This is a genomic window from Bacteroides cellulolyticus (assembly GCF_025567135.1).
GTDB classification, from domain to species: Bacteria; Bacteroidota; Bacteroidia; order Bacteroidales; family Bacteroidaceae; genus Phocaeicola; species Phocaeicola cellulolyticus.
The window spans coordinates 461,210-478,240 of the sequence record NZ_JAOQJJ010000001.1 but is presented as its reverse complement, the minus strand read 5'-3'; the positions used below and the strand labels follow the sequence as shown (position 1 = coordinate 478,240).

Sequence of the window (17,031 nt, the reverse complement as noted above, 5' to 3'; positions counted from 1 at the left end):
TCATCAGATCAGCTCAAGGATATGGTGGAAAAGTATTTTATTCTTTAAATTTGTAGTTATCATTTCAGTAGTAATTCTTATAACACTTGAACTATGAATACCTTTAAATCTATTGATGAGCTTTTGCGTGTACTTGAAAGAGAGAAGCTTTTGTTGAAACAGATGTTTCAGAAAAGAGCTTCAACTTCCTTGAAATATGATTATGCACTCGAACTCACGGAATACAAAGAAGAAAGAATTAAATATCTTATTGACTACGGAATAATAAGAGATAGCGGAAATTTCCTTGAAATGGAGGATGTATATCTTAAATTCTTCGAGGATGTTTTACAGGTCAATGAGAATATAAATGTTTCGTTTGTAAATGATTATCTGGGACGTCTGAATGAAAATATCGATTATTACCTTAAAGAAGATAATGAGCAGCGGAAATATAATTATCACAAAGAGGTAAGACGGTGTCTGAAAAATATTGCAATGATAACAGTGCGTAATGTAATAGACTTGAAACGCAACATTGACAATACTTACAAGAATGAACCAAACTATCGTGTAAAGCTCTCAAAATTGAATAATCTTGATGAAAAACGTAAGAACATAGAACTCCTCATCAATAGGAGTGAAGATATAATAGACAACGCTCAGCCTGTTTTTTTCAGAGTTGCCATGGACACTCAAATGCGTATAGTGGTGAATGACGTGAAACTTCAGCTTAATGATTCTTATCATAATCTCATTGAGATAGAGAAGCAGATTATTCATTACCTGAATCTTATAGCTTATCAGAACAGGATATTCGAGAAAGTCCGACGTTTGAAATACCTCCGTGACCAGTTCCTTTTAGACGAAAAAACTGATATACGTCAGGTCGTCAGTATGAGAAATCCTGTATGGATTGAGCCTCAGACCAATTACAGGATAAAACTTTCGGTAGATAATCTGCGTACTTCTGCGGTGGCGTTGGAGATAATAAGAAAAATCATATCAAAAAGGAAGAACCTGGCTAAAGGTCCGAAGAATATAGCCGATGCTATACCTCAGGAATATATGAAAACAGAAGGTGAAGTTCTTGACAAGATAAACTTACAGGAAATTTATAATGCTTTCTCGGCATCAAGCAGTCATCTGTTTAAGTTTGTAATGAATTACAATTATCATAAAGAGCTTAGCACTGTCGAGAGAATCTTGTTTTTCTGCCAGATAGCATCGCAGTATGCCGATGGACTGAATTTCACCGACAAGTATGAAACAAGTCATGACGTGGAATATCCTTTGATATATTCCAAATGACTCCAAACAATTACCGATTGCTCCCAATAATTACATAATCATAATCAGAATAAGCATGAAATATACAGAAGAAATATTCAATATATTGAGTAAGGGCGGATTTATTTCTGCAAACAGCGTTTCTCCTGCAATAAAACGGTATTATGATGCCATAGAAGAGGATTTGACCGATTATTACGAATATTATAAAGGCATTGGTTTTTATCTCGAAGGTGGTGACGGATATTATATGTTCACCCGACAGGAGGCGAAAGTTGATCTTGAGCGAAAACTTGAAGCAGTTATGAAGTGGATTGACTACCTAAGTTTCCTTAAAACGTATGATGCTACATTCGGTCCCGGATTTAAGTTCCGCCCGGCAGACATAGAAGTTCAGATAAGTTGCCAGATTGAGCTGAAGGATAAGGCTTCCAAACTGTTTCAGGATAAGAAGAAATATAATGAGATTGTGGAGAAACTTGTTTCTGAACTTGAAAAGGCGGGAATGATAGAACTTGAGAATGAACATGATAGTACTTATAAAGTATTAACGGCATTTCACTATATGGAGGATTTGGTGGACTGCATAACAATATCGGAGGAAATGAACGATGAGATATCTCAATAAGGTAATATTTCTGAACAGCGCACATGTACCGTATGCCGAAGTAAAGTTGGATGGCAATGTGCATTTTATTGGTACCCAGGGAGTAGGTAAAAGTACTCTTTTGCGTGCTGTCCTGTTTTTCTATAATGCAGACAAACTCAGATTGGGCATACCGAAAGAAAAGAAGAATTTTGATTCTTTCTATCTCCCTTTTGCCAACTCGTATATAGTTTATGAAGTAATGCGCGAAAACGGTGCCTATACCGTAGTTGTAACGAAGTCGATGGGTAGGGCTGCCTTCCGCTTTATTGATGCACCATACAGTAAGGAGTGGTTTGTTGACGGCAAAAATGAGGTTTCTGCCGACTGGAGTGTGATTCGTACAAGAGTGTCGGAATCCGGTGCAAGCGTGTCGTCGCTGGTTACAGGCTATGATATGTTTCGTGATATAATATTCGGCAACAACAGAAAACCGGATTTGCTTAAGTTCCGTAAGTATGCCATTGTAGAGAGCTCGCGATACCAGAATATACCGCGTACAATTCAGAATGTATTCCTTAACTCGAAGCTTGATGCCGATTTTATAAAGGATACCATCATACAGTCAATGGATGATAATGAGTTTGTTGTCGACCTGAGTTATTATCGGAACCAGATAGAGACTTTCGAGCAGGAATATTCCGACGTAATGCTGTGGATAAAACAGGATAGAAATGGAGTGGTACCTGTCAGGAAACAGGCTGATACGGTAATAAAGAATTACAGAATGCTTCTGTATGCTGAAAAGCGGATTAAAGACGATAGACAGCATCTCAACTATTCTGAAAGGGTGGCACGTCTTAAGCTCCCAGAACTGGAGGAGCTGCTTCTGCAACTTAATGATGAAGCCGAACGGTTTACACGTTTGCTTGGGGAAGAAAAAGATAAGTTTGACAGAGAGCGCGACAAGCTTGTAAAGTTAAGCGGCAGTATAGAATCTGACCTTAAGAAGATAAGGGAAAAACGTAAATATTATGAACAGGAACGCATTGATGAGGTTATATCAAGAGTAAATAGGGAAACGTCACTGAAATACGAACTGGAGTCTCTGAATAAGGTTTATAATGAACTCACGAGTACGTATCGGGATGTAATAAGCAAATACTCTTTGATGGAACAGAGCATTGATGCCGATCTTGCAAGATTTGAGAATGAAATCAACAAAAGGGTATTAAGCCTTGAAAACGAACTTGGTAAAAGGATTGCGGAATTGACAAAGAAAAGCAACAGTCAGACTGAAGAAATACGCTCTGTTTATGAAGAGAAACTTAAAACACTTGCCGACAGCAAGGAGCAGCTGCTGGAAGAAATATCCAACCTGAAACAACAGAAAACAAGGGTTGAGTGTACTGTTCATTTCAAGGATGAGATAAGTGACTGTGAGGAACGGTTGAGAAACATATCTTCCGAAGAAAAGGATACCGCCGTGAAAGCTGACCGTCTGAAACTGGAGTGCGACCGCCTAAGACAGAAGTCAGAAGCGGAAACTATGATAGTTGAAAAAGAGTATGATACGAAAATAGATGAGGCTCTACGCTGCAGGAAACAGTTGGACGCAGAAATGGAATCATTGAATGTGCTGATAAACAGCAGCAAAGGCTCTTTTTGCGAATGGCTCGACAAGAACAGGCCAGGATGGCAGGAAAATATAGGTAAGATTGCAGATGAACAACTTATACTCTACAATCAGAATCTTTCTCCTGAACTCTCAACCGATGGAAGTAATTCTTTCTATGGCGTAAAAATTAATTTGGCTGAAGTACAGCGTGAATTACGTTCACCGGAACAGCTTAAAGCTGAGTTTAAGGCCAAATCTTCCGAAAGAGATGAATATACTAGAAAAATAAGCCTTCTGAATGAAGAAAAAACGAAGCGTACTGAAGAGATAAAGAATAAGTACAGAAAGCAGATTTCAGCAATATCGGGCGAAAGGCAGGTTCTTGAAATTCAGTTACAGCAATATCCGCTTCAGATTAAGAATATAAAGGCGGAACAGGCTTCGTGGGAACGCAAAGAATCGGAGTGGAAAAGAAACAGGCTGGATGAGATAGAAACACTTCTTGGAGGCAAGGAAAAGGAAAGGCAAAAATGTTGCAATAATGAAGAACTTCTGAAACAGGAGAGAGAAAAGCGGATTCTTCTGATTAATGAAGAGCTGAGAAAGGCGGAAAAGAAAGAACGCAGTGCTGTTGAAGTTGAGATACAGGCAGTACAAAATGAACTGTCCGACCGGCGTACAGATGCGGATAACAGAAAAAAAGAACTTCACAAGTTGCAGAACGAGGAGTTGAACGGTAAAGGAGCTGACACATCGGTTATAAATTCCTATAAAGCAAAAATTGATGCTATAAAGTCTGAGTTGGATTATATATCGCAAAAACAGTCGTTGGTGTGGAATTATGAGAAAGACAAGAGAGAACTGTTTGACCGTGAGCCGGAATTGCGCGACACCAAGAAGAACAATGAGATGCATCTGGACGAGCTTGAAGAAAAATACGCGTTGCGGAAAAACAAACTCACCGCTCAGTATGAAACTGTAAAAAACAGTATAAACGAAAAGTCGGCCGAACGTGATGCCATTAAGAACGATCTTTGCGTTCTTGAGAATTTCCGCAAAGATGAAGGCTTCTGTCCTCCGGAGTCGTACACTCATGAAGAACTACCTACCAATAAACCTTGTGGTAAGATAGTGGAAGAGCTGAAAAGTCAGATTGTTTCTTTTGGCAAGGATACTGAGAATTTCAAAAAATCGGTAAATCTGTTTAACAGTAACTTTACTGCAAGAAATACTTTCAGTTTTCCTCAGTCATTGTCGTGTGATTCAGATTACATGGATTTCGCATCCAATTTATGCGAGTTTGTGGAAAACAATAAAATCACAGAATATCAGAACCGCATAAGTGAAAGGTACGTAAACATAATAAGACGCATATCAAAGGAAACAGGAGAACTTACCCAAAGCGAAAGTCTTATTAATAAGACTATTAAAGATATTAATGACGATTTCATCAAGCGTAATTTTGCAGGAGTTATCCGCAGTATCGAACTCAGAGCTTTGCAGAGTAACGACAAACTTATGCAGCTTCTTATAGAAATAAAGAATTTCAATGATGGGAACACCTTCAACATGGGTGAAATGGACCTGTTCTCACAGGATTCGCGCGAGAACGTTAATCTCAAGGCTGTAAAATATCTTAATTCATTCAGTAAACTGCTCAAGGATGAGCCTTCCAGGAAGAGTCTTGTCGTTTCTGATACCTTTAATCTGGAGTTCCGTATTATCGAAAATGATAATGACACAGGCTGGGTTGAGAAAATAGCGAATGTAGGTTCCGACGGCACAGACATACTGGTTAAAGCAATGGTAAACATCATGCTTATCAATGTCTTCAAGGAAAAAGTCTCAAGGAAATTCGGAGATTTCAAGGTGCATTGTATGATGGATGAAATCGGTAAGCTGCATCCCAATAATGTGAAAGGCATACTTGAATTTGCCAATTGCCGCAACATATTACTTATCAACAGTTCGCCTACCACCTATAATGTTGAGGATTATAAATATACTTATCTGTTAAGTAAAGACGCGAAAAGCAATACAAGGGTAGTGCCATTGCTTACACGAAAATAAGAATACCTTGTAATAATATGGAAATAAATAAAAAGAGATTTACAATATCTGTCGCGAAAAAATTACTTTATATGCTTGAAGGAAAAACTCTTCCTTCAAGCTCGCTTCCTCGATGGATAGTTGATGAATTAAGGATAGAGGGGCTTATTACCGGAATAGCCAGTGGCAGCAGAGTTTCCTATCGCCTTACAGATTCTGTGGCATTCGGTAGATATGTTTCAGATAATTATACATCCGGCACTTCTCTTGAAAGATGGATTGAAATCTTTTCCGGTGAGAACAAAGACTTGCAGCGCAGTATGCTTGTACAGGAAACAGGCGATTCCAAGACTTTTAAGCTCCGAACTTTCAGAGGTTTTCTTGTGAACTGTTACGAACCTGTTCATGCAAGAATAGGGAATAGTGATTTTGTTATATCCCCTCCGGAAGGAAGTGCTGTTTTCATACAAAACCCGGATGAATTTTATATACCGTCAGACGTGACAGTGGTGGGAATGGAAAATGGTGAGAACTTCCGTCATATACGGAGTCAGAAAAATCTGTTTGGAGATAATAAAATTTTGTTTGTTTCCAGATACCCCCAGTCGGCAGATTTAAGGGAATGGCTTATTAAAATTCCTAATAGATATATACATTTTGGAGATTTTGATCTGGCAGGTATATGTATATATCAGTCAGAGTTTTATAAATTTTTGGGCGACAGAGCGAGTTTCCTTATTCCCGAAGATATAGAAGAAAGGTTGAAATCCGGGAATAAGGGACTGTATGACGCTCAATATCTTAGATATAAAAATCTGAAGATTATAGATTCACGTTTGAACGGGTTGGTTGAAATGATTCATCATTATGGTAGGGTGTATGAACAGGAAGGATACATTGAAAAATGTACATATTAAATTAACCGTTAAAATCATAAAGTCCCTTCTTCCATCCCTCAAAAGGACACTTATCTTTTATTTCGTTATACAACTTGCAATTAAAAGAGAATAACTTATCAGCTTCATCCAAGACTTTTTTATCACCAATAAAATCTAAAAGATTAAAGTCCGGTTCTGTATCTATCGTGAATGATATAGCACCAATATTGTCTTCATCCGGGAACGAAATAAAGGTATAAGGAGTTTCTCCGGTAAAAAGATTACATACGGTCGGGCAATGTTTTTCTAACATCTGAAGCAGGCGTCCTGGATTTTCATGATTATTCAGACGATTAAAGAAAGTTCCCCAGCAACATGTAAGACTAAGTTGGTTGATTCCGATTGGAACCAGGCATACAACACCATATAATCCCTTGTTTACCTTAAGAATCAATTCTATATGATTCTGACGAACTGCATAAGTATAAGAATACCCTTTCAAAAAGGTTGCACCAGCTTTTTTATCAACGAAATTACGCATATTGAAATTCTACTATATTAACATTTACTTTGCCTGTTGTAAGTAATAATCAAAAATGTACCAGATAATAATTTAAGAATTAAGTATCAGTGTGACAAAGGTATATAAAAAACTTCATTTTTATGTGCTGGTGTAATAATAAAAAGAAGATTTTTTATATTTTCTTTATCAAAGAAACCGTAACACGTTCGTGTTCCGCGCGCGTCACGTTCGTGTTCCGCTTGTTACACGTTCGTGTTCCACGCGTTACACGTACGTGCAACGCTTTCTGAGACAGCCTGTTTTGACAAATTATTATGCTTTTATTACCTTTTTCAGGCGCTTGTCATGTTTCCCGAAGTCAAATGTTATGTAATAATATGTAGCAAAAAAGCCCTTTTCTCTGATAAATGATATTTTTCTTCAAAAAAAACTATCATTTTATTTGTTTATATCAAAAAAGCCTTTACCTTTGCAATCGTAATAACAAAAATAACAGAAAAAGTATGAAAGCAACTAACATTATCATTAACCTGGCAGTCCTGCATATTATTCGCGTCGTGGTCCTGGAACCAAGAGGTGAGGAAGGTTCATGTATGTAGTTGCATATATATGATATTGATGAAAGCCTTTCTCACATGTGTATGAGAAAGGCTTTTTGATTAAATAAGGAGAGATAAAAATGAAAAATGAGTTACGCAGTTCGATGAGTACACAAGGCCGACGTATGGCCGGTGCAAGAGCATTATGGGTGGCAAATGGAATGAAAAAGGAAATGATGGGCAAACCTATCATTGCTATTGTGAATTCATTTACACAGTTCGTTCCTGGACACACACATTTGCATGAGATAGGTCAGCAGGTGAAAGAGGAAATAGAGAAGTTAGGATGTTTTGCCGCTGAGTTCAACACTATCGCGATAGACGACGGTATAGCAATGGGACATGACGGAATGCTCTATTCGCTGCCATCAAGAGATATCATTGCCGACAGTGTGGAATATATGGTGAACGCTCATAAGGCTGATGCTATGGTCTGCATTTCAAACTGCGACAAGATCACTCCGGGTATGCTTATGGCTTCCATGCGACTGAATATTCCTACGGTGTTTGTGTCAGGCGGTCCGATGGAAGCAGGAGAGTGGGGCGGTCAGCATCTTGACTTGATAGATGCGATGATTAAGTCGGCCGACCCGACAGTGAGCGACGAGGATGTAGATCAGATAGAAAGACATGCATGTCCGGGATGCGGATGCTGCTCGGGTATGTTTACTGCAAACTCAATGAACTGTCTGAACGAGGCTATCGGTCTGGCTATTCCGGGCAACGGAACTATAGTCGCAACTCACGAAAACCGCAAGCAGTTGTTCAAGGATGCTGCGGCTCTCATCGTAAAAAATGCTTATAAATATTATCAGGACGGTGACGAAAGCGTATTGCCAAGGAGCATCGCTACGCGTCAGGCTTTCCTTAATGCGATGACACTTGATATTGCTATGGGTGGTTCTACAAATACAGTGCTTCACCTGCTGGCAATAGCTCATGAGGCAGAGGTGGATTTCACAATGGATGATATCGACATGTTGTCACGCCGTGTGCCTTGTCTCTGCAAGGTAGCTCCAAACACTCAGAAATACCACATTCAGGATGTGAACAGAGCTGGAGGTATCATGAATATCCTGGCGCAGCTGAACAAGGGCGGTTTGCTCGATACATCAGTTTCACGTGTAGATGGTATGACACTGGCTGAGGCTATTGCAAAATATGATATCTCTGTAGAAAGTGTTGATGCTGAAGCAAAAAGAATATATACAAGCGCTCCGGGTGGAAAGTTTTCTATCAAACTTGGCTCGCAGGGCAATTATTATAAGGAACTCGACACAGACCGTGCTACAGGATGTATCCGCGATTTGGAACATGCTTACAGCAAGGATGGCGGACTGGCAGTGCTGAAAGGCAATATCGCGCAGGATGGCTGTGTGGTGAAGACTGCCGGTGTGGATGAAAGTATATGGAAGTTCTCGGGACCTGCAAAGGTGTTCGATTCTCAGGAATCGGCTTGCGAAGGTATCCTTGGAGGAAAGGTGGTAAGCGGCGATGTGGTGGTAATCACTCACGAAGGACCTAAGGGTGGTCCGGGTATGCAGGAGATGCTTTATCCTACATCGTATATAAAATCAAAACATCTCGGAAAGGAATGTGCACTGATTACAGACGGACGTTTCAGTGGCGGTACATCGGGATTGAGTATCGGACATATATCTCCTGAAGCGGCTGCCGGAGGAAACATCGGTAAGATTGTGGATGGTGATATCATCGAAATAGATATACCGAACCGCAGTATCAATGTAAAACTTTCGGATGAAGAACTTGCCGCACGTCCGATGACACCTGTCACTCGCGACCGCAAGGTGTCTAAGGCACTCAAGGCTTACGCAAGCATGGTAAGTTCGGCTGATAAAGGTGGAGTAAGAATTGTTGACTAAAAAGCATATACATATGAAAGAGAAAATATCAGGTGGTGAAGCATTGATGCGCTCGCTGGAGCATCAGGGAGTAAAGACTATCTTCGGTTATCCCGGAGGAGCGATAATGCCTGTATTCGATGCTTTATATGATCATAGAGATAAACTTAACCATATATTGGTACGTCACGAACAGGGTGCTGCACATGCCGCACAGGGATTTGCCAGAGTTTCCGGTGAAGTGGGGGTATGTCTGGTGACAAGTGGCCCGGGAGCGACAAATACCATAACAGGTGTAGCTGATGCAATGATAGACAGTACACCTATCGTGGTGATAGCAGGACAGGTCGGAGCAGGTCTTCTCGGCACTGACGCCTTTCAGGAGGTTGACCTAGTTGGTATCACACAGCCTATTTCAAAATGGAGCTATCAGATACGCCGTGCAGAGGATGTGGCTTGGGCTGTGGCAAGAGCTTTCTATATTGCCCGTTCAGGACGTCCGGGACCTGTGGTACTCGACTTTGCGAAGAATGCCCAAATAGAAATGACGGATTACGAACCGGTAGATGTTGATTTCATTCGCAGCTATGATCCTGATCCGGAAACAGATCCTAAGGCTTTGGCAGAGGCTGTCAGATTTATCAATGAGTCTCAAAAACCTTTGGTTCTCGTAGGGCAGGGCGTTGAATTAGGTAATGCTCAGGAAGAGTTGCTTAAGTTTGTAGAAAAAGCTGATATTCCTTGTGGATGCACATTGTTGGGACTTTCGGCAATGCCTTCGGAACATCCTCTGAACAAGGGAATGCTGGGAATGCACGGAAATCTCGGTCCAAATGTAAAGACCAACGAATGTGATGTGCTTATTGCAGTCGGTATGCGTTTTGACGACCGTGTGACAGGGAAACTTGAAACATACGCCAAACAGGCAAAGGTGATACACCTTGATGTTGATCCTTCGGAGATAGGCAAGAATGTACCTGTACATGTTCCGGTGCTTGGTGACTGCAAACGTACTTTAGGTCTGCTTACAGAACTTATCCAGCCTAACAAGCACACTGCTTGGATAGACAGTTTCAGCCAGTATGAACAGCAGGAATTCGAAAAGGTTATCAAACGCGAAGTATATCCGGAAAATGGCCCGATAAATATGGGTGAAGTGGTAAATGCAGTGAGCGAGGCTACCAACCATGAGGCGGTACTGGTAACAGACGTAGGTCAGAATCAGATGATGTCATGCCGATACTTCAAGTTTACGAAGAACAGAAGTGTAGTAACATCAGGCGGTATGGGAACTATGGGATTCTGTATCCCGGCTGCAATAGGAGCCACATTCGGTAGTCCGGAACGTACGGTATGTGCTATAATGGGTGATGGTGGTCTTCAGATGACAATGCAGGAACTTGGTACTATCATGGAACAGAAAGCTCCGGTCAAGATGATTCTGATGAACAACAACTATCTGGGAAATGTACGTCAGTGGCAGGCAATGTTCTTCAACAGAAGATATTCGTTCACTCCGATGATGAATCCTGACTATATGCAGATAGCATCGGCGTATGGTATTCCTTCAAGAAGAGTTATTGAGCGTGAAGAGCTTAAAGACGGAATAGAGGAGATGCTTGCAACAGACGGTCCGTTCCTTCTTGAAGTATGCGTAGTGGAAGAAGGTAATGTATTGCCGATGACTCCTCCGGGAAGCTCGGTTAACTATATGATGATGGATTTGGATTGCTAACGAGTAGGAGGATTAAAAATGGAAAATAAGACATTATATACTATCATAGTTCATTCGGAAAACATAGCCGGTTTGCTTAATCAGGTGACTGCCGTTTTTACACGCCGACAGATTAACATCGAAAGCCTTAACGTGTCGGCTTCCTCTATTGCTGGAGTACACAAATATACAATCACTTGCTGGACAACTGCAGATATTGTGGAGAAGGTTGTACGCCAGATAGAGAAGAAAATGGATGTCATTCAGGCACACTATTTTACAGATAAGGAAATCTTTCAACGCGAGGTGGCTATGTATAAGGTATCTACACCGGAGTTTCAGAACAATCCTGAGGCATCGAAGGTAGTCAGAAGATTTAATGCACATATTGTTGAAGTAAATCCGGTGTTCTCTATAATAGAGATGGTTGGTATGAGCGATGAGATAACATTCCTGTACGAGGATTTGAAAAGGCTTAATTGCGTTCTTCAGTTTGTACGTTCTGGAAGAATTGCTGTATCTACCAGTTGTTTTGAACGTGTGAACGAGTATCTTGCTCACCGTGAGGAAAGATATAAAAAAGGACTTTAAAACATTTCTTGTTATGGGAGAAGAAAATAAAGTTGGCACATATAACTTTGTCGCAGAACCATTTCATGTTGACTTTACAGGAAAGTTGACGATGGGAGTTTTGGGTAATCATCTGCTTAACTGTGCTGGTTTTCATGCCACAGAACGTGGCTTTGGCATTGCCGAACTGAATGAAAGCCATTTTACGTGGGTGCTATCCCGTCTGGCTATAGAGATGGAAGAATTCCCAATGCAGTATGAGAAATTCAGTGTACAGACATGGGTGGAGAATGTTTACCGCCTGTTTACCGACCGAAACTTCTCTATTCTCGACAAGGATGGAAAACCTATCGGTTATGCGCGTTCAATATGGGCGATGATAGATCTTAAAACACGTAAGCCGGCCGATTTGCTTACACTGCACGGTGGCAGTATCGTTGACTATATATGCCAGAAGGAATGTCCAATCGAGAAGCCAGGAAGAATAAAGGTTGCTTCGGTAGAGCCTGTAGGTGAATATGTGGCAAAATATAGCGATATAGACTGCAACGGACATGTGAACAGTATAAAATACATAGAGCATATACTTGACTTGTTTCATATGGATGTCTTCCGCGAAAAAATGATACATCGTTTTGAGATGGCGTATGTTGCGGAAAGTTATTTCGGCGATAAGCTGACCTTCTATCGTGAACAGATTTCGGATAATGAGTACGATATAGAAGTGAAGAAGAACGATAGTGAGGTGGTAGTAAGAAGCAAAGTGATATTTAAGAATTAAAAATTAATAATTAAGAATGAGTTGATGGTTGTTAGTTATTGGTAACTGACCGGAAGGAAACCTGGTCAACTTGTCAACTCGTAACTAACCTATAAACTTACAAACTTAAGAACTTATAAACTTATAAACTTAAAAACTTATAAAAAACATGGCACAATTAAATTTTGGCGGTGTGATGGAAAATGTAATCACCCGCGATGAATTTCCATTGGAAAAAGCACGTGAAATCTTGAAAGACGAAACAATTGCAGTTATAGGATATGGAGTACAGGGACCAGGTCAGTCATTGAACCTTCGCGACAACGGATTCAATGTCATCGTAGGTCAGCGTCCGGGCAAAACATACGAAAAAGCTATCGCTGACGGATGGGTACCTGGAGAAACATTGTTCGGTATCGAAGAGGCATGTCAGAAAGCTACTATCGTAATGTGTCTTTTGTCTGATGCTGCTGTAATGTCTGTATGGCCTAAAATCAAACAATATCTTACTCCTGGTAAGGCTTTGTATTTCTCACATGGTTTCGCTATTACTTGGAACGACCGTACAGGTGTGGTTCCTCCTGCTGACATCGATGTTATCATGGTTGCTCCTAAAGGATCAGGTACTTCATTGCGTACAATGTTCCTCGAAGGCCGTGGCTTGAACTCATCATACGCTATTTATCAGGATGTAACCGGCAAGGCATTCGACAGAACCATCGCTCTTGGTATCGGTATCGGTTCAGGATATTTGTTCGAAACTACATTCCAGCGTGAAGCTACTTCTGACCTTACAGGTGAACGTGGTTCATTGATGGGTGCTATTCAGGGATTGCTTCTTGCACAGTACGAAGTATTGCGTGAAAACGGACATACTCCTTCTGAAGCATTCAACGAAACTGTAGAAGAGCTTACTCAGTCATTGATGCCATTGTTCGCTAAGAACGGTATGGACTGGATGTACGCAAACTGTTCTACTACAGCTCAGCGTGGTGCTCTTGACTGGATGGGCCCGTTCCACGATGCTATCAAACCTGTAGTTCAGAAATTGTATCAGAGTGTTAAGAGCGGTAACGAAGCTCAGATTTCTATCGACTCTAATTCTAAGCCTGACTATCGTGAAAAACTTGAAGCAGAATTGAAAGCTTTGCGTGAAAGCGAAATGTGGCAGACTGCTGTTACAGTACGTAAACTTCGTCCTGAAAACAACTGATAATTTATTATAAGAGAATCTTTATTCCCTCTTTGTGGCTTACTGTTGCAGAGAGGGAATTTTTTTGTAATGGATTTTTATGTCATTTTATGTTTTGTGGATTTTTCTACAGATTCTAATCCTCCAGCAGATAAGTCTATACTGTATTCCTTTCCATTTGGAGTGCGCAGGGTACACGACTTATGCCTGGTATCTACTTTATAGATCATTTGTCGGTTGAGAAGCAGATTTCTTCCGGCTCTTATGAAATGTTCTTCGCCCAGTCGGGTTTCGATGACACCAAGACGTTCTAAGATGATTTCCTCGCCTGTTGTTAGGGTGGCATTCGAATAATTACCGCTGGCACGCACAAATACGATTTCTTTTTTCCCTATGAACAATGTGCCGTTCAACGTTCGGAATGGGAATTTGTCTGAATCAGGTCTTGCCGGTACGTATGGTAAGGCATTGTGTTCGTCACGTTCTTTGATGCGCTGTATTGCTTTTGCCAGTTCGGACACTTCAACCGGTTTAAGAAGGTAGTCGGCAGCAGCCAGTCGGATAGCCTGGAGCAGATACTCCGAGTTGTTGTAAGCTGTGGTGAAGATGATATGTGGCAGTGGCATGGCTTCTTTCAGTTCACACAGAAGTTGCAGCGTGGTGGAACCTTGCAGCTGAATGTCAAGGAATAGTATGTCCGGCCGGTGGCGCAGTATGGCTTTCAATGCCGAATTGTAATCTTCGCAACATTCTACTATATCAATATCCGGGTGGTAATCTTCAAGTTTTCTGATGAGGGACAAGCGTGGAAGCCGTTCGTCTTCTACGATTATGGCACGGTATTTTTTCATGTGCAGGTTTGATTAGAAATAATTATAATTATAGGGAATGTATAACTCAAAACGAGTGCCGCAGCCATTCCCGTCTGTATCTTTCAGGTCTGTCACTGTTTGTACAATATGCTCGGCGTTACGCTGGTTGTAAAGTTCAATTTGTTGTTCCATGATACTTAGTCCTTGTTTGGTGGATGTAGCGGAGAGGGTTGCGGCTGCTTCGCGTCCTACCCCGTCATCGGTGACGGATACGCATACGCCTCCTGTCTTAGCTTTTACCTCGATGAGGATGTGCCCGCGACCTGGTTTGTTACGCAGGCCATGTTTCACTGCATTTTCGCAGTATGTGTGCAACATCATGTTGGGCACTTGCACGGAGGTGTCCGCTTGTGGACTGATGTTGATGTCGTAGGCAAGGTTGTCGCCATAGCGTAACTGCTCAAGCATTAGATAGAGGCGGGCGTACTCAAGTTCCTTGGCGAGGGAACGCGAGGGTTTGTCAACATCCATCAGCAAAGTGTTGGTGAAACGGGAGTAAAGGGCAAGATACTTGTTGGCTTCCTCCACTGAATGGTTCATTATAAAATACTCTATGCCTGCCAGTACGTTGGAATTGAAGTGTGGAATGGACTTTAGTCGGATTGACTTCAACAGCAGGTTATTCAGCCTGGTTTCGCGTAATAGTTTCTGCATCTGTTCCCGTTCGTGGCGTTTGTAGTAATGGTAGGCCAATGCCCAAATACCACCAGCCATTAGTAGTCCTAATATTATCCAAAATAACGGTCGTTGCCACAAGGTAGGGTCCAGATGTATGTCTATAGTAACAGGTGATGAGGAGAACGAGCCTATTAATGCTTCTATCTCCAGCCGGTAGCGTCCTGGCAGCAGGTTGTTGAATTGTAGTTCGCGGATTGTTTGAGGTTGCGACCACTGGTCTTGAAGACCTTTAAGACGATAACGGTAGCATACGTTACCTGTGGCGGAGTGGGATACGGCGATAAAGGAGAAACGCAAGTGCCGCATCGGATAGGATAGTGTTATTTGCTGTGTTGATACTGGCAAGGTGTGCCAGTCAACATTATCGGTCGAGGCCTCTATTGAGGTTAGCTCAATGTCCGGTACGGAATATTGGCATGTCAGTTCGCGAGGACGGAATGAGACGGTTTGGTCAACGCAAGGTATCCATACAGTGCCGTCGTCTGCCTCGGCTATGTTTGCCAATAGCGGTTCGATACCTGTAAAACCGTTGTAGCGGTTGAAGAACATAGTTTGCAAAAGTCGGTTTTCGGTTATGTACAGTCCGTTTACCACTGCCACAATTAGAAAGTTGTCGCTCGTCTGGCAGATGGATCGGATGGGACTTTCGTAGTCGTGAATCATGATTGCGGAGTCATTGCGAACGGTATAGAGCTTTTCGCCAGATGCAAGGAGTATTTCGCCTTGCAGTGTGGCGGTCATGGCAGTGCATGGAATACCTTCGTCAGGTTGGTGAATGGCAACCTGTTTGTTTCCGCTTATCCGTACAGGACCATATGCTGTTCCCACATACAGGTTACCATATCCGTCAGGACAGGCGCAGAAAATGTCGCGCAGACCTTTGTGGGTGTTTATGATACGTCCGTGGCGGTCTGTGACGAACAGTACCTGCCTGGTGGCGACAAGCAGGCTGTCACCATATCCGGCAAGGAAACGGTAGTTAAGTAGGGGCAGGCCGAGCCATTGTCTTCTGGTATCTTCGCAAGCCAGTATGTCGCCTTGACCAAGCAGGTAGGTGGTTTGGCCTATGCGGGCGGTGTATGGAAGGAAATAGTTGTCTTTGCTTTTTGGATAGGGAAGCGGACGCAGTTCCTTGGCAGTGTAGCCTTCCAGTAGTTTTCCGTTCAGCGTGCCGCCTATCAAGTGGCCTTCCGGGGTGACACTTATGGCGCGGAGTATATCGTTTCGGTCGGTTAACGTATGGTTCATGAAATTCAGCCGGAAGAAGTTGTAAACTCCCTGGTAAGTAGCGAGCCAGATATTTCCTTCGCGGTCTATGAACATCTGCCTGATGAGGTTGATTCCATCTACGAGTCGCTCTACTTTATTTTTAGTGGGAGTGAAACGGTAGAGGTTGTGCGCATCGTGCAGGTAGATATTGCCTTGTCTGTCTGTGCAGGCATCAATGCCGTAGTCTGGTGCGAGGAAGCGGAAAGACACTATACGTTGCGCCGAAGCACCGCGGCAGCAATATACCCCATCGGCGGCGAAAAGGTAAAGCGTGCTGTCTGTCCGAAGCAGCGAGTAGCCTTGTGGGACAAGAAGGGCAGGCAGCTGCGTGCCATCTGCTTTGACACGGTAAGTGCGTTCTGCGGTAGGTATATAGAAGATACCGTCTGTTGTGTCGGCAAACACACGTCGGCAGGCGTCCATTTCGTCGAGCAGTGGAGAGCGCAGTACGGTTTCTGTATCTTCAGCGGTGAGGCGGCAAATTTCCCGTTCTTGTTCATGCTCGTTTTCCAGCAGGAGGTAGTCCGGCGGTAATGATGATGAATTAAGGTTGTTCAGCAGCATCCCTCGGTTGTTTAGCGGACTGGTGTCA

13 protein-coding genes are annotated in these 17,031 nt (G+C 42.2%); 10 read left to right on the top strand and 3 right to left on the bottom strand.

From position 1 onward, the window contains the following. Nucleotides 1-93: 93 nt before the first annotated feature. Genes OCV82_RS02055 through OCV82_RS02040 form a run of 4 tightly spaced genes read left to right on the top strand, consistent with a single transcriptional unit; the run spans nt 94 to nt 6,439 of the window. Nucleotides 94-1,290 carry a hypothetical protein gene (locus OCV82_RS02055; protein ID WP_154042867.1) on the top strand — a complete coding sequence of 399 codons (1,197 nt, stop codon included), beginning with the start codon at nt 94-96 and terminating at the stop codon, nt 1,288-1,290. 55 nt (nt 1,291-1,345) lie between these two features. Next, a complete protein-coding gene (locus tag OCV82_RS02050; RefSeq protein ID WP_154042866.1) occupies nt 1,346-1,897 on the top strand; it encodes a condensin complex protein MksE in 552 nt (183 codons plus the stop codon). Beyond that, the gene (locus OCV82_RS02045) at nt 1,881-5,543 is read left to right on the top strand and encodes an ATP-binding protein (RefSeq protein WP_154042865.1); all 3,663 of its coding nucleotides are present in this window, start codon (nt 1,881-1,883) and stop codon (nt 5,541-5,543) included. Before OCV82_RS02050 ends, OCV82_RS02045 begins: the two co-directional genes overlap by 17 nt. 17 nt (nt 5,544-5,560) lie before the next feature. Next, complete coding sequence (locus OCV82_RS02040) at nt 5,561-6,439, top strand: hypothetical protein (protein WP_154042864.1); 879 nt, start codon at nt 5,561-5,563, stop codon at nt 6,437-6,439. A gap of 1 nt (nt 6,440) precedes the next feature. Here OCV82_RS02040 and OCV82_RS02035 read toward each other — a convergent pair whose 3' ends face one another. Then, on the bottom strand, nt 6,441-6,941 hold the full coding sequence (locus tag OCV82_RS02035) for a hypothetical protein (protein WP_154042863.1): 501 nt from the start codon (nt 6,939-6,941) through the stop codon (nt 6,441-6,443). Nucleotides 6,942-7,602: 661 nt separating this feature from the next. On the opposite strand from OCV82_RS02035, the gene ilvD reads away from it, so the two are divergent. From ilvD to ilvC, 5 genes are all read left to right on the top strand, one after another. After that, complete coding sequence (gene ilvD / locus OCV82_RS02030; RefSeq protein WP_154042862.1) at nt 7,603-9,405, top strand: dihydroxy-acid dehydratase; 1,803 nt, start codon at nt 7,603-7,605, stop codon at nt 9,403-9,405. A 13-nt stretch (nt 9,406-9,418) separates the two neighbouring features. Continuing rightward, on the top strand, nt 9,419-11,119 hold the full coding sequence (ilvB, locus tag OCV82_RS02025; protein WP_154042861.1) for a biosynthetic-type acetolactate synthase large subunit: 1,701 nt from the start codon (nt 9,419-9,421) through the stop codon (nt 11,117-11,119). Nucleotides 11,120-11,137: 18 nt separating this feature from the next. Further along, nucleotides 11,138-11,689 (top strand): acetolactate synthase small subunit, encoded by a 552-nt coding sequence (gene ilvN / locus OCV82_RS02020; protein WP_154042860.1) that lies wholly within the window; start codon nt 11,138-11,140, stop codon nt 11,687-11,689. A 13-nt stretch (nt 11,690-11,702) separates the two neighbouring features. Continuing rightward, nucleotides 11,703-12,449 carry an acyl-[acyl-carrier-protein] thioesterase gene (locus OCV82_RS02015; protein WP_154042859.1) on the top strand — a complete coding sequence of 249 codons (747 nt, stop codon included), beginning with the start codon at nt 11,703-11,705 and terminating at the stop codon, nt 12,447-12,449. A 148-nt stretch (nt 12,450-12,597) separates the two neighbouring features. Next, a complete protein-coding gene (ilvC, locus tag OCV82_RS02010; protein ID WP_154042858.1) occupies nt 12,598-13,641 on the top strand; it encodes a ketol-acid reductoisomerase in 1,044 nt (347 codons plus the stop codon). A 77-nt stretch (nt 13,642-13,718) separates the two neighbouring features. Here the strand turns inward: ilvC and OCV82_RS02005 are convergent, their stop codons facing one another. Together OCV82_RS02005 and OCV82_RS02000 are read right to left on the bottom strand one after the other, a co-directional pair. Next, a complete protein-coding gene (locus tag OCV82_RS02005; protein ID WP_154042857.1) occupies nt 13,719-14,471 on the bottom strand; it encodes a LytR/AlgR family response regulator transcription factor in 753 nt (250 codons plus the stop codon). Nucleotides 14,472-14,483: 12 nt separating this feature from the next. Then, a complete protein-coding gene (locus OCV82_RS02000) occupies nt 14,484-16,418 on the bottom strand; it encodes a sensor histidine kinase (RefSeq protein WP_262542795.1) in 1,935 nt (644 codons plus the stop codon). Here OCV82_RS02000 and OCV82_RS01995 point away from each other — a divergent pair. Continuing rightward, complete coding sequence (locus OCV82_RS01995) at nt 16,410-16,973, top strand: hypothetical protein (protein ID WP_262542793.1); 564 nt, start codon at nt 16,410-16,412, stop codon at nt 16,971-16,973. The genes OCV82_RS02000 and OCV82_RS01995 overlap by 9 nt on opposite strands. Nucleotides 16,974-17,031: the final 58 nt, after the last annotated feature.